This window comes from Rhodococcus gannanensis (assembly GCF_042681175.1).
Classification (GTDB): domain Bacteria; phylum Actinomycetota; class Actinomycetes; order Mycobacteriales; family Mycobacteriaceae; genus Rhodococcus_G; species Rhodococcus_G gannanensis.
The window spans coordinates 444,155-456,540 of the sequence record NZ_JBHUFB010000007.1 but is presented as its reverse complement, the minus strand read 5'-3'; the positions used below and the strand labels follow the sequence as shown (position 1 = coordinate 456,540).

Below are 12,386 nucleotides of genomic sequence, written 5' to 3'. Positions count from 1 at the left end.
CGTCGAGGCCGCGCGGTACGGTCGCGCGGCCTCGACGCCGAGCACCGTCTCGCGGTAGACGACGCGGAGCGGCGAACGCCTCCGGTCGGTGATCATCGCGGCGAGTGCCACCGGAAGAACCTGTGCGGCCACCGAGTCGGCTGCGGCGGTCCCGAGGGACGCTCCCAACTCGGCCCGGCACATCCTCGTCACCAGTACCCGACTCGCGTCACGCACCACGGACAGCGCACCGCTGTCCATCACCTCGTCACGGCGCGCTCCCCAGGCGCCGTGTTCGAGTACCCGGTACGCAGCACCGGATCCATCCCCCGTCATCGTTGTTCCTCTCGTGCCTCGCATCGACTCAGTGAACCCCACCAACCTTGTGATCGGCTGGCAGGATGTGCAGACTTCCACAGCGGACTGACAGCAATGACCTCCCTCGGGGAAACGGCGCGAGAACACACGAGGGCCGTCGACGCCACGCGTCGACGGCCCTCGTCAGCGTGAGTGGGTCACTCCCACTCGATGGTTCCCGGCGGCTTGCTCGTCACGTCGAGCACGACGCGGTTGACGTCGGGCACCTCGTTGGTGATGCGGGTGGAGATCCGCTCGAGCACCTCGTACGGCAGTCGCGTCCAGTCCGCGGTCATCGCGTCCTCGCTGGAGACCGGGCGCAGCACGATCGGATGTCCGTACGTGCGGCCGTCACCCTGGACGCCGACGCTGCGCACGTCTGCCAGCAGCACCACCGGGCACTGCCAGATCTGACCGTCGAGGCCCGCGGCGGTGAGCTCCTCGCGGGCGATGGCGTCGGCCTGACGCAGCAGGTCAAGCCGCTCACGCGTCACCTCGCCGACGATGCGGATCGCCAGACCCGGACCGGGGAACGGCTGCCGCGCGACGATCTCCTCGGGCAGCCCGAGTGCACGCCCGACGGCGCGGACCTCGTCCTTGAAGAGCAGACGCAGCGGCTCGACGAGCGCAAACTGCAGATCCTCGGGCAGGCCACCCACGTTGTGGTGACTCTTGATGTTCGCGGTGCCTGCGCCGCCACCCGACTCGACGACGTCCGGGTACAGGGTGCCCTGGACCAGGAACTCGACGGCCTCGCCGTGCGCGACGGACTCGCCGAGCACCTCCGTCACAGCGCCCTCGAACGACCGGATGAACTCACGGCCGATGATCTTGCGCTTCGCCTCCGGATCCGAGACGCCGTCGAGCTCCGTCAGGAACGTGTCGACAGCGTCGACGGTGATGAGCTTCGCACCCGTCGAGGCGACGAAATCCTGCTGGACCTGCTCGCGCTCACCCGCACGCAGCAGTCCGTGATCGACGAACACACAGGTCAGCCGGTCGCCGATGGCGCGCTGCACCAGAGCCGCCGCGACCGCGGAGTCGACGCCGCCGGACAGCCCGCAGATCGCCTTGCCGGTGGCACCGATCTGCTCCTGGACCTGTTCGATCAGCGCCTCCGCGATGTTCGCCGCCGTCCACGTCGGCGCGATACCTGCGATCTCCCGCAGGAAGCGGGTCAGGACCTGCTGGCCGTGCGGCGAGTGCAGCACCTCCGGGTGGTACTGGACGCCCGCCAGTCGCCGCGCGCGGTCCTCGAAGGCCGCGACCGGTGCACCCGCGCTGGTCGCCGTGACCTCGAAGCCCTGCGGTGCGTCGGTGACGGCGTCACCGTGGCTCATCCACACCGGCTGGGTGGTCGGCAGACCCTCGTGGAGCACGCCGCCGTCGACGCTGAGCTGGGTGCGCCCGTACTCGCGGGTGCCGGTGTGGGTGACGGTGCCGCCGAGCGCACCCGCCATCGCCTGGAATCCGTAGCAGATGCCGAACACCGGGATGTCGTGGTCGAACAGGCGCGGGTCGAGCTGCGGCGCCCCGTCCGCGTAGACACTGGACGGGCCTCCCGACAGGATCACCGCCGCCGGCTTGCGGGCCACGATCTCCTCGACGGTCGCCGTGTGCGGCACCACCTCGGAGTAGACGCTGGCCTCACGGACCCGGCGTGCGATCAGCTGCGCGTACTGCGCTCCGAAATCGACGACGAGAACCGGATTCTGCTGGCTGGGGCCGGAATGCTGGGTGTCTGCCACCCACCCAGTCTAATGTGTGGCCGACCCCACCCCGACCTCACGCCCGCAGCGTCGCACGCAGTTCGTGTTTGCGAGCCTTGCCGGTCGCGGTCTTCGGCAACTCGTCGACCACGAGAACCCGCTTGGGCACCTTGAACCCGGCCAGATTCGCCTTCGCGTATGCGATGACCGCTGCCTCCAGTTCGGCGTCCGACACCGAACGATCCGATGCGACGACAACCGCTGTCACCGCCTCGCCCCACCGCTCGTCGGGCAGCCCGACCACCGAGCACTCGACCACGCCGGGCACCGCCGCGACGATTCGCTCGACCTCCACCGACGAGACGTTCTCGCCCCCGGACTTGATGATGTCCTTGAGGCGATCGGTGAACCACACGACCTGCTCGGCGTCGAGATACCCGACGTCACCGCTGTGGAACCACCCGTGCGCGAACGCGGCCGTGTTGGCGTCGGCGTTGTTCCAGTAGCCGCTGCACACGTGGGGGCCGCGATACACGATCTCGCCTTCCTCGCCGGTCGCCTCCAATTCACCGTCCGACATGATCCCGACCTCGACGGTCGGGACCGCCGGGCCCCACGAATCGGGCTTGGTGGCGCGATGCTCGGGCCACTGCAGCACGGTGGCGGGCACCACCTCGGTCTGGCCCGATCCCAGGATCACCGACGCATTCGGGAAGGCCGCGTCCACCTGGGCGAGGAGGGTGGCGGGCATCGGCGCCATCGCGTAGATGGCCAGTTGCACCGAGGACAGGTCACGGGCCCGCTGACCTTGTGCGGCGAGCGCGGCCGCGTACATGATCGGCAGCATCATCACGGTCGTCACCCGCTGCGCCTCGATGGCGTCGAGGACCGCGCCCGGGTCGAACGGTCCCGGAAGCACGACGGTGCCACCGATGAACAGCGTCGGCATGACCAGCGTGTTCAGGCCCGTGGTGTGGAAGAGCGGCAGCACGTTGAGCAGCACCGTCGGCTCGCTGCCCCACCCGGCGCCCTGCATCAGCGCGTTGGTCAGTCCACCGACCATCAGCGAGGTGTGACTGGTCAGAACGCCCTTGGGTCGCGAGGTCGTGCCCGAGGTGTAGAGGCACTGCGCGGTGTCGCGGTCGTCGACGAGGACTTCGAGCGGCCGGTCCACGGCGCGGGAGGCGATCTCCGTCCACGACAGGACCGGCCGCCCGGCGATCTCGGCGGGTGCACCCTCTCCGGAGACGACGACGATCGTCACGGCATCGAGAGCCGGGAGGATCTTCTCGATCAGCGGCACGAAGGCGGCGTCGGTCACGATCGTGGTGGTGCCGGAGTCGCGCAGGATCCAGACGATGTCCTCCGGCGCGAGGACGAGGTTGACGGGCATCGCGACGAGTCCGGCCTTCGCGCAGCCGAAGTAGGTGGACAGGAACTGCCACGAGTTGCCCATCAGCATCGCGACCGGTTGCTGCCGCTCCAGCCCTGCGTCGAGCAGGGCGCGGCCGACCGACTCGGCGGCCGCGTCGAGGTCCCGGTACGTGACGCTGTCACCACGGTCGACGACCGCCGCGCGCTCGCCGAACATCCGCGCGGACCGGGTCAAGGCGTCACCCACCGACACCCGGGTGGCGAGATTGATCTCGAGCTCGGACAGTCCGGACAAATCAGGCTTCATGGTGTCGCAGCCTCCGCGTCAGTCGATTGTTTCGGTCACTACACAGGCGCACTCATGTGACGCCAGTCACTCACTCACGCGACTGTAGGGCCACACGCCAAAACAAGCAAGCATGATTGCTTGCTTTTCGGCTGACGAAACGAACCCGGCCCCCGACCACAACGGGTCAGGGGCCAGGTTCTGCCGGAACTCGGGTCAGGCGACGCCGGTGTCCGACGACGCGATGTCCGCGGGAGCGGTGCCCGACGACGTGTCGGATCGCCCCGACCTGATCTCCACGATCGGCAGCACCAGGGCTGCCGGTGCCCCGGCGGGAACCACCGGCGCCTGCGGCGCGACCGGGTTCAACCGTCGGTAGCCCTCCCCCTGCGCCGGACGCAGGTCCTGCTCGCCCTTGTTCGGCCACAGCGACGCCGCGCGCTCGGCCTGCGCACTGATCGTCAGCGACGGGTTCACGCCCAGATTCGCGGACACCGACGCGCCGTCCACGACGCTCAGGGTCGGGTAGCCGTACACCCGGTGGTACGGGTCGATGACACCCCGCGACGCGTCCGCTCCGATCGCGCACCCGCCGAGGAAATGCGCGGTGAGCGGGATGTTGAAGACCTCACCCCAGGTTCCGCCCGCGACACCGTCGATCTTGTCGGCGATCCGGCGGGTCGCCTCGTTGCCGATCGGGATCCACGTCGGGTTCGGCTCGCCGTGCCCCTGCTTGCTGGTGACCTTGCGTCGCCCGAACAACCCACGCTTGGTGTACGTGGTGATCGAGTTGTCGAGGTTCTGCATGACGAGCGCGATGATCGTCCGCTCGCTCCAGTTCTTCACGCTGAGCATCCGCAGCATCTGGCCGGGATTCGCGGCAATCGTCTTGAGCAGCTTCACGATTCGCGGAGTACTCCCGCCGCCGTCCGTCATCAGGGTCTGGAGCAGTCCCATCGAGTTCGAGCCCTTGCCGTAGCGGACCGGCTCGATGTGGGTGTCGGTGGCGGGATGGAACGACGAGGTGATCGCGACACCCCTCGTCAGATCCATGCCCGGGTCGACCTCCAGCTTCGCGGCACCGAGCAGAGCCTCGGAGTTGGTGCGGGTGAGTTCGCCGAGGGCGGGCGAGAGCTTGTGCAGCGCGCCGCTGTCCTTCATGGCGTGCAAGAGGTGCTGGGTGCCCCAGGTTCCGGCGGCCAGGACCACATTGTCGGCGGTGTAGGTGCGCTCCCCCCTGCGGAGCTTGGCGCCGGTCCGTCGTGTCGTGACGTTCCAGGTGCCGTCGGCGGCCTCGCGCAGGCCGGTGACTGTCGTCATCGGCACGACCGTCGCGCCTGCCTTCTCGGCGAGGCCGAGGTAGTTCTTGACGAGGGTGTTCTTGGCGCCGTGCCGGCATCCGGTCATGCACTCGCCGCACTCGATGCAGCCGGTCCGCTCCGGGCCGACGCCACCGAAGTACGGGTCCGCGACGGTCTTGCCCGGGTCACCGAAGAACACGCCGACGGGGGTCTGGATGAAGGTGTCGCCGACGCCCATGTCGTCCGCGACGGACTTGATCACCTCGTCGGCGGGTGTCATGTGCGGGTTCTGGACGACGCCGAGCATCTTGCGGGCCTGGTCGTAGAACGGGCTGAGCTCGGCGTCCCAGTCGGTGATGTCACGCCACTGCGGGTCCTGGAAGAACGAGGACGGCGGTTTGTAGAGGGTGTTGGCGTAGTTCAGCGACCCGCCGCCGACGCCCGCACCGGCGAGGATCATCACGTCGCGGAGCAGGTGCACCCGCTGGATGCCGTAGCAGCCGAGCGCGGGCGCCCACAGGAAGCGCTTGAGATCCCAGCTGGTCTTCGCGAAATCGGCATCGGTGTAGCGACGCCCGGCCTCGAGCACTCCGACGCGGTAGCCCTTCTCGACGAGACGCAGCGCCGTGACGCTGCCCCCGAATCCGGAACCGACGATGAGGACGTCGAAATCCGTCGTTCGCTTGCCCATCAGGCACCTCCACTGCTGCGACCCTGGTAGTTACTCGCCAGTATGCACGGCCGAACTGTGACCGCGCCCACAAGGGTGCCCTAACCGTAACGCGAAGTACCAGAAACGCAGCTCAATCCGTCCCCACATGCGCGAACGGACCGTTCGGGTTCACGAGGAACCCGAACGGTCCGTTCAGGAAGAACCGGGAAAGCGTCAGGCGCGGACCGTCAGGCCCACCTTCTGGAACTCCTTGAGATCCGAGTAGCCGGACTTCGCCATCGACCGACGCAGTCCGCCGACCAGGTTCAGCGAACCGAACGGGTCGTCCGAGGGACCCGTGAGCACCCGGTCGAGGCTCGGACGCTCACCGAAGGCCACGGGCAGCAGCGCCCCGCGGGGCACCGACGGATGCGCCGCCGCGGACGGCCAGTACCAGCCGCCGCCGGGAGCCTCCGCGCACGCCGCCAGCGGCGCGCCCAGCACGGCCGCGTCGGCACCGCAGGCGATCGCCTTGGCCAGATCACCCGATGTCGCGATGTCGCCGTCGGCGATGACGTGGACGTACCGGCCACCGGTCTCGTCGAGGTAGTCACGGCGAGCCGCAGCGGCGTCCGCGATCGCCGTCGCCATCGGGACACCGATGCCGAGCACCTCACCGGTGGTCGTCGCGCCCTCGGTGGAGCCGTAGCCGACGATGACGCCCGCGGCACCTGTACGCATCAGGTGCAGCGCCGTCCGGTGGTCGCTGACGCCGCCTGCGACGACGGGCACGTCGAGCTCGGAGATGAACGTCTTGAGGTTGAGCGGCTCGCTCCCGCTGTTCGCCACATGCTCCGCGGAGATGATCGTCCCGTGGATGACCAGCAGGTCGATGCCCGCCTTGATCAGCTCCGGGGTGAGCGCACGCGCGTTCTGCGGGCTCACCCGAACCGCCGTTGTCACGCCCGCGTCCCGCACCTGGGCGACCGCGGCAGCCAGCAGATTCGGCTGGATCGGCGCGGCGTGCAACTCCTGCAGGCGCGCGATCGGCGCATCCGGATCCTCGTCCGTCTCCGCCAGGTGCACCAGCTCGGCGAGCTTCGCCTCGACGTCCGCGTGCCTGCCCCACAGACCCTCGCCGTTGATCACGCCGAGACCGCCGCGCCGACCCAGCTCGATAGCGAAGGACGGCGACACCAGCGCGTCCGTCGGATGCGTCAACAGCGGGATGTCGAACCGGTAGGCGTCGATCTGCCAGGTCGTCGACACCTCCTTCGACGAACGGGTACGGCGGGACGGAACGATGTCGATGTCGTCCAGCTCGTAGGTGCGACGGGCGGTTCGGCCCATACCGATCTCAACGAGGTCGCGCACGCGCGCCCCTTTCTTCGATTGTGTAGGTGAAGCGAGAAATGAGGGAGCGTCCGGTCAGCGGGCCGCGTAGTTCGGTGCCTCGACGGTCATCGTGATGTCGTGCGGGTGACTCTCCTTGAGGCCCGCAGCGGTGATCTGCACGAACTGAGCTTCCTGCAGGTGCTCGATGGTCGACGATCCCGTGTAACCCATCGCGGCACGCAGTCCGCCGGTGAGCTGATGGATCACCGATCCGAGCGGGCCACGGAACGGGACCCGTCCCTCGATACCCTCGGGAACGAGCTTGTCCTCGGACAGCACGTCGTCCTGGAAGTAGCGATCCTTCGAGTAGGACTTGCCCTGGCCCCGGCTCTGCATCGCACCCAGCGACCCCATGCCGCGGTAGCTCTTGAACTGCTTGCCGCCGACGAGCACCATCTCGCCGGGCGACTCCGCCGTGCCCGCCAGAAGGGAGCCGAGCATCGCCGTCGACGCGCCGGCCGCGAGGGCCTTGGCGATGTCGCCGGAGAACTGCAGACCACCGTCGGCGATGACCGGGACACCGTGCGGCTTGCACGCCGCGACCGCCTCGAGGATCGCGGTGATCTGCGGTGCGCCGACACCGGCGATGACACGCGTGGTGCAGATCGAGCCCGGGCCGACACCGACCTTGACGGCGTCGACGCCCGCCTCGACGAGGGCCTGCGCGCCGCCCCGCGTCGCGACGTTGCCACCGATGATCTGCACGCGGTCGCCGACCTCGGCCTTGATCTTGGCGATCATCTCGAGCACACCGACGGAATGACCGTGCGCACTGTCGACGATGAGGACGTCGACGCCCGCGTCGGTCAGCGCCATCGCACGGGTCCACGCGTCGTCCCCGACACCGACCGCGGCGCCGACGAGCAGACGCCCGTCGCGATCCTTGGTGGCGTCCGGGTGCTGCTCGGTCTTGACGAAGTCCTTGACGGTGATGAGGCCGGTGAGCTTGCCCTGACCGTCGACGATCGGGAGCTTCTCGATCTTGTGGCGGCGGAGCAGCCCGAGCGCGGCGTCCGCGGTCACACCCTCCTGCGCGGTGATCAGCGGCGCCTTGGTCATCACCTCGGACACCGGGCGGCCGAGGTCGACCTCGAAGCGCATGTCCCGGTTCGTGATGATGCCGACCAGCTGGCCCGCGTCGTCGGTGACGGGCAGTCCGGAGATCCGGAAGCGCGCGCACATCGCGTCGACCTCGGCGATGGTGTTCGTCGGCGAGCACGTCACCGGATCTGTGACCATGCCGGCCTCGGACCGCTTGACGGTCTCGACCTGCGACGCCTGCGCATCGGTCGAGAGGTTGCGGTGCAGCACGCCCATGCCGCCCGCGCGGGCCATGGCGATCGCCATCCGCGCCTCGGTGACGGTGTCCATCGCGGAGCTGACCAGGGGCACACGGAGCCGGATGTCACGGGTGAGCTGGCTGGAGGTGTCCACCTGGCTGGGGATGACGTCCGACGCGGCAGGCAGCAGCAGCACGTCGTCGAAGGTCAGTCCGAGCATCGCCACCTTGTCGGCGCGGTCTCCGCCGGTGCGCACGTGCCCTCCGGGATTAGTCATGCGGCTGTCGAACCTTTCCATCGAACGTCGGTTGCCTGGCATCGGCCCCGGCGGCGCAGGTGGAAGCCCGTGCAGCCATTCGTCCTGGGCCGAATTGTCGCGATTCCTCGGACAGAATCAATGCCCGATCCACAGCGAAGTATTCCCTCGGACCGGCCACCATGGTATCGGCTGCGCGCGAGTGCAGGCGAACCCGGTTGGCTGTGACGGGTGGCGCAGAGTGCCTCGCGCTGCGTACCGTGGTGCTGTGCGTGATCAATTGCCTCCCGGCCTGCCGCCGGATCCGTTCGCCGGTGACCCCTCCGACCCGTCCGCCGCCCTGGATGCGCTGGAGCCGGGTCAACCCCTGGACCCCCACGAGCGACTCGCCGTGGAGGAGGACCTGGCGGACCTCGCGGTGTACGAGGCGCTGTTGGCCCACAGGGGAATCCGCGGCCTCGTCGTGTGCTGCGACGACTGCCAGCAGGACCACTACCACGACTGGGACATGCTGCGGGCGAACCTGCTCCAGCTCCTCGTCGACGGCACGGTCCGCCCGCACGAGCCCGCCTACGATCCGGTCCCCGAGGCCTACGTGACGTGGGACTACTGCCGCGGATACGCGGACGCCTCGATGAACGAGGCACTGCACGGCGACACCTTCGACGCCTGACGGAACGCACACACGGCACCGACACGAAACGGCCCGGCGAGCACTGCTCGCCGGGCCGTTTCGTCGTTACGTGTCGCCGCCCTCGGGCCGCCCTAGCTGGTGGGCTGGCTCGGGATCAGCTGGCGCGTCTCGGTCGTGACCTTCTGCGAGGTCGGAACGGGCACGAGGATCGACGTCGGCGCCGGCCCGGTCGACCCCGGATCCGGGGTCAGGAGAATCTCGGGTCCCGGCGTGGGAACGGTCGTCGTCGGCGGGACGACTGGCAGCACGGTCGTGTCCACCGGCAGCGGCGTCACCGGCGGTTGCGTCGGCGCGACGACCCCGTCGGTCGGGTACTGCGGCACGCTCGTCGGGGGAACCCCCGGCAGCGTCGTCTCGATCGGCCCGACGGGCGTCGTCGAAACTCCGGGCACCGCAGGCGGAACCGGGAGCACGCTGGTGGCGTCCGCGAGCAACCGGTCGTACCAGGCGTTCAGCTCGTCACGCTTGGCCGCGTCGTTCACCGCGCCCACGCGCTTGCTCGCCGACTCCAGTACCGCCATCGCGCCCTGCGAGTCGCCGGAGCGCAACATCCGCTCGGCCTCCTCGAGGTTGTTCGTGGTGTCGATGCTGGCAACGGTCGAGTTGGCGCGCTCGGTGAAGACGACCTCCTTGACCCGCCACAGCGGATCACCGGGCTGCGCGTTGTACGACCCGACGGTGAGGCCCGCCATCACCACGGCGATCGCGGCGGCGGCCCCGGCGACGGGTCGGAGCAGGTGCAGGGAGCCGCGCTTGGGTGCGCGCTCACGGGCGATCTCCGCATCGACGGCGGCCGCGACCTCGTCGAGTGTCGGACCGGCGGGCAACTCGGGCTCGACGATCTCGGCCCTCCAGCCCGCCAGCAGCGCCGCGAGCCGGTACTCCTCCGCAGTGGCGGTGGGTACGTCGCCTCCGCTGGCGAGAGCGTCGATCAGGGCGTCGTCGCGCTGAACCGCGGCGAGGTCGAAGGGTTCACCCTCGCTCGCCTCTCCGGCCAACGGGTCACCCTGCGGGGTGAGGTCGGCGTCGGACGCGTCGTGTTTCCGCGACCAGTCGCGGTGGCCACGCTTGCTCCCCCTAGCCATACATCTCACCCGCTTTCGCTACTTCGGTCTTCAACTTCGCGAGCGCCCGGTGTTGGGCTACTCGTACTGCTCCCGCCGTACTCCCCACGGCGGCTGCCGTCTCCTCCGCGGACAGACCCACTACCAGTCGGAGGATGACTATTTCCCTGTGCTTGTCGGACAGTGTGCCGAGAAGTGCATTCACCTGTCGGCTCGTTTCGGAATCGAGGGCCAGTTTCTCGGGGCCCTCGTCCGCCGAGACGATGTCTGGTACTTCGGCCATCGACTCGGATCGGTTACGCCCTGCGCTCCGGTGCGCGTCCGCGACCTTGTGCGCTGCGATCCCGTAGACGAATGCCATGAACGGCCGCCCCTGGTCCCGATACCGGGGTAGAGCGGTCATCACAGCCAGGCACACCTCCTGCGCCACGTCGTCCGCGGAGAGGTGTCCCCTTTCCGCGGCTCCGACCCGTGATCGGCAATATCGCACGACCATGGGTCGGACAAACTCCAGAACCTGAGCCAAGGCGACCCGATCGCCCTGCGCTGCCGCAGCGACGGCTGAGTCCAACTCCTCGCTCGTACTACTCATCGACAGACAAAGTCCTGGCGTTACAGTGGCGCGCCTGTGACATGGAGCGCTCCCGACCGGTTGGCGGAACGCTTGAAGGATAGCGACCTTTGCTCACCACTCCCGGAATCGCCCACCTGCCGCCAGGATGGCGGCCTCGGTCTCCAGGCGTACCTGCTCGACCTCGACGGCGGGCGCGACGCCGCCGAGCAGCATGGAGGCCGCCCAGCGCAGTGGTCGGAGGTTGTGTTCGTCACATCTGGCGAGCACCTCCCGTGCGGGCCCGGCCGCGGCGGCCGGGTCGGGTCCCGCGCTCGTGGCCGCCGCGAGCAGGAGCTCCGATTTCACCTGATGCCGGACCGACCGCGACGCGTCCGCCAGTTCCACTGCCCGTGCCGCATTCTCCCGGCCACGGACGGGATCGCCCGCGGCCAGCGTCATCTCGGCCGTCACCCAGTGCAGCCTGATTCGTTGGCGCCACAGCTCGGGGCCGGCGTCGACGAGGTGGTCGTCGCATCGTTCGAGCAGTCGGAACCCCAGGTCGAGCCGGCCACAGCCGAGCGCGTCGGCCGCCAGTCCGGTCAGTGCGTCGCACCGGGCGATCCGGGCCGACGTCGTCTGCGAGTCGCCCAGGACGGCGAGTGCGCGACCGTCGTGACCGGATGCGAGGCGATGCCACCCGAGCTGCCGTAGCAGTGACGCCTCGGTACTGGCCGCGAGCGACTCGAGGACGGCACCAGCCCGGGCACGGCGCAGGGCGGCCAGTTCGGCGCGGGCTGCGGCGTACCGGCCCTGACCTCCCAGGGCCACCGCGCGGAGCCAACGGTCGTACGGAGAAGTGGCGGCGGGAGCGACCGTCCCCGGCGCCGGGCCGAACGCGATGTCTGCGAGGTCGTCGACGGCGAGAGTTGCGAGCACCGCGCAAGGGTAGTCGTACGGAGCGGTGCGGGGTACACGAACGCGGTTCCCGATCCCGGAGTCATTTGTTACCGGGAGGTTCGCCAACAGTATCGGTCACATTACGATTTCGACTTGCGTAATTATTGAGCACAATTGCCGGGTGTCAATTGCCGATAACAACACGGGCCGCCTCGACGTCGATCCGACCCGGGCAGTCAGCGGACCCACCGACCCGATGCCGTCAGCCATCGAATGAGGCGGGTTAAACTCGCAGTACAGAGGCCATTTTCCTGGAGTACGAACGTACTGGACCCTCGCCCGCACTCCCTCACCAAAGAATCACGAAATAGCGACGATGTCGATGAACGGAGAGTTAATTTCTCGCTTTCGGGGTATGCAAATCACCACGCGCGGAACTGTTGACTCGATTTCCACGCCGACTATAACGTTGCTGTTGAAATTGAGTACGGATGTGAACGATCTTCACGGTTGTACTCGCTCATCGGGTACCTCACCCACCCGGAGCGCCGACCGTGAGGTCGCCGCAGCACCCCCAAGGGCGAGAGCA

The 12,386-nt window shown here is 68.6% G+C and carries 10 protein-coding genes; 1 reads left to right on the top strand and 9 read right to left on the bottom strand.

Features of this window, described 5'->3' with window-relative positions; translation table 11 throughout:
• The 6 genes from ACFSJG_RS05800 to guaB all read right to left on the bottom strand — a co-directional run.
• On the bottom strand, positions 1 to 315 hold a 315-nt coding region (locus ACFSJG_RS05800; protein WP_378484246.1), incomplete at its 3' end, for a hypothetical protein.
• Between the two features lie 179 nt (positions 316 to 494).
• Positions 495 to 2,084 (bottom strand): glutamine-hydrolyzing GMP synthase, encoded by a 1,590-nt coding sequence (gene guaA, locus ACFSJG_RS05795; protein WP_378484245.1) that lies wholly within the window; start codon positions 2,082 to 2,084, stop codon positions 495 to 497.
• A 37-nt stretch (positions 2,085 to 2,121) separates the two neighbouring features.
• Positions 2,122 to 3,726, bottom strand: coding sequence for an AMP-binding protein (locus ACFSJG_RS05790; RefSeq protein ID WP_378484244.1), 1,605 nt, complete (start codon positions 3,724 to 3,726; stop codon positions 2,122 to 2,124).
• Positions 3,727 to 3,921: 195 nt separating this feature from the next.
• Positions 3,922 to 5,697 carry an FAD-dependent oxidoreductase gene (locus ACFSJG_RS05785; RefSeq protein ID WP_378484243.1) on the bottom strand — a complete coding sequence of 592 codons (1,776 nt, stop codon included), beginning with the start codon at positions 5,695 to 5,697 and terminating at the stop codon, positions 3,922 to 3,924.
• A 195-nt stretch (positions 5,698 to 5,892) separates the two neighbouring features.
• Entirely contained in the window at positions 5,893 to 7,032 is a 1,140-nt protein-coding gene (locus tag ACFSJG_RS05780; RefSeq protein WP_378484242.1) for a GuaB3 family IMP dehydrogenase-related protein, read from the bottom strand.
• A gap of 54 nt (positions 7,033 to 7,086) precedes the next feature.
• On the bottom strand, positions 7,087 to 8,610 hold the full coding sequence (gene guaB / locus ACFSJG_RS05775) for an IMP dehydrogenase (protein ID WP_378484241.1): 1,524 nt from the start codon (positions 8,608 to 8,610) through the stop codon (positions 7,087 to 7,089).
• A 247-nt stretch (positions 8,611 to 8,857) separates the two neighbouring features.
• On the opposite strand from guaB, the gene ACFSJG_RS05770 reads away from it, so the two are divergent.
• Positions 8,858 to 9,262, top strand: a complete 405-nt coding sequence (locus ACFSJG_RS05770) for a DUF5319 domain-containing protein (protein WP_378484240.1) — start codon at positions 8,858 to 8,860, stop codon at positions 9,260 to 9,262.
• A gap of 92 nt (positions 9,263 to 9,354) precedes the next feature.
• Here ACFSJG_RS05770 and ACFSJG_RS05765 read toward each other — a convergent pair whose 3' ends face one another.
• The 3 genes from ACFSJG_RS05765 to ACFSJG_RS05755 form a co-directional block, all read right to left on the bottom strand.
• Positions 9,355 to 10,368: an anti-sigma-D factor RsdA gene (locus ACFSJG_RS05765; protein ID WP_378484239.1), complete on the bottom strand. Its 1,014-nt coding sequence runs from the start codon at positions 10,366 to 10,368 to the stop codon at positions 9,355 to 9,357.
• A complete protein-coding gene (locus tag ACFSJG_RS05760) occupies positions 10,361 to 10,939 on the bottom strand; it encodes a sigma-70 family RNA polymerase sigma factor (protein WP_378484238.1) in 579 nt (192 codons plus the stop codon). The genes ACFSJG_RS05765 and ACFSJG_RS05760 overlap by 8 nt, the downstream gene beginning before the upstream one ends.
• Before the next feature lie 93 nt (positions 10,940 to 11,032).
• Positions 11,033 to 11,836 (bottom strand): hypothetical protein, encoded by an 804-nt coding sequence (locus ACFSJG_RS05755; RefSeq protein WP_378484237.1) that lies wholly within the window; start codon positions 11,834 to 11,836, stop codon positions 11,033 to 11,035.
• Positions 11,837 to 12,386 lie beyond the last annotated feature (550 nt).

Bases quoted from the DNA above. Each gene is read 5' to 3' on its own strand.
- ACFSJG_RS05790 (WP_378484244.1), bottom strand. From the start codon at position 3,726: ATGAAGCCTGATTTGTCCGGACTGTCCGAGCTCGAGATCAATCTCGCC.
- ACFSJG_RS05785 (WP_378484243.1), bottom strand. From the start codon at position 5,697: ATGGGCAAGCGAACGACGGATTTCGACGTCCTCATCGTCGGTTCCGGA.
- guaB (WP_378484241.1), bottom strand. From the start codon at position 8,610: ATGACTAATCCCGGAGGGCACGTGCGCACCGGCGGAGACCGCGCCGAC.
- ACFSJG_RS05765 (WP_378484239.1), bottom strand. From the start codon at position 10,368: ATGGCTAGGGGGAGCAAGCGTGGCCACCGCGACTGGTCGCGGAAACAC.
- ACFSJG_RS05760 (WP_378484238.1), bottom strand. From the start codon at position 10,939: ATGAGTAGTACGAGCGAGGAGTTGGACTCAGCCGTCGCTGCGGCAGCG.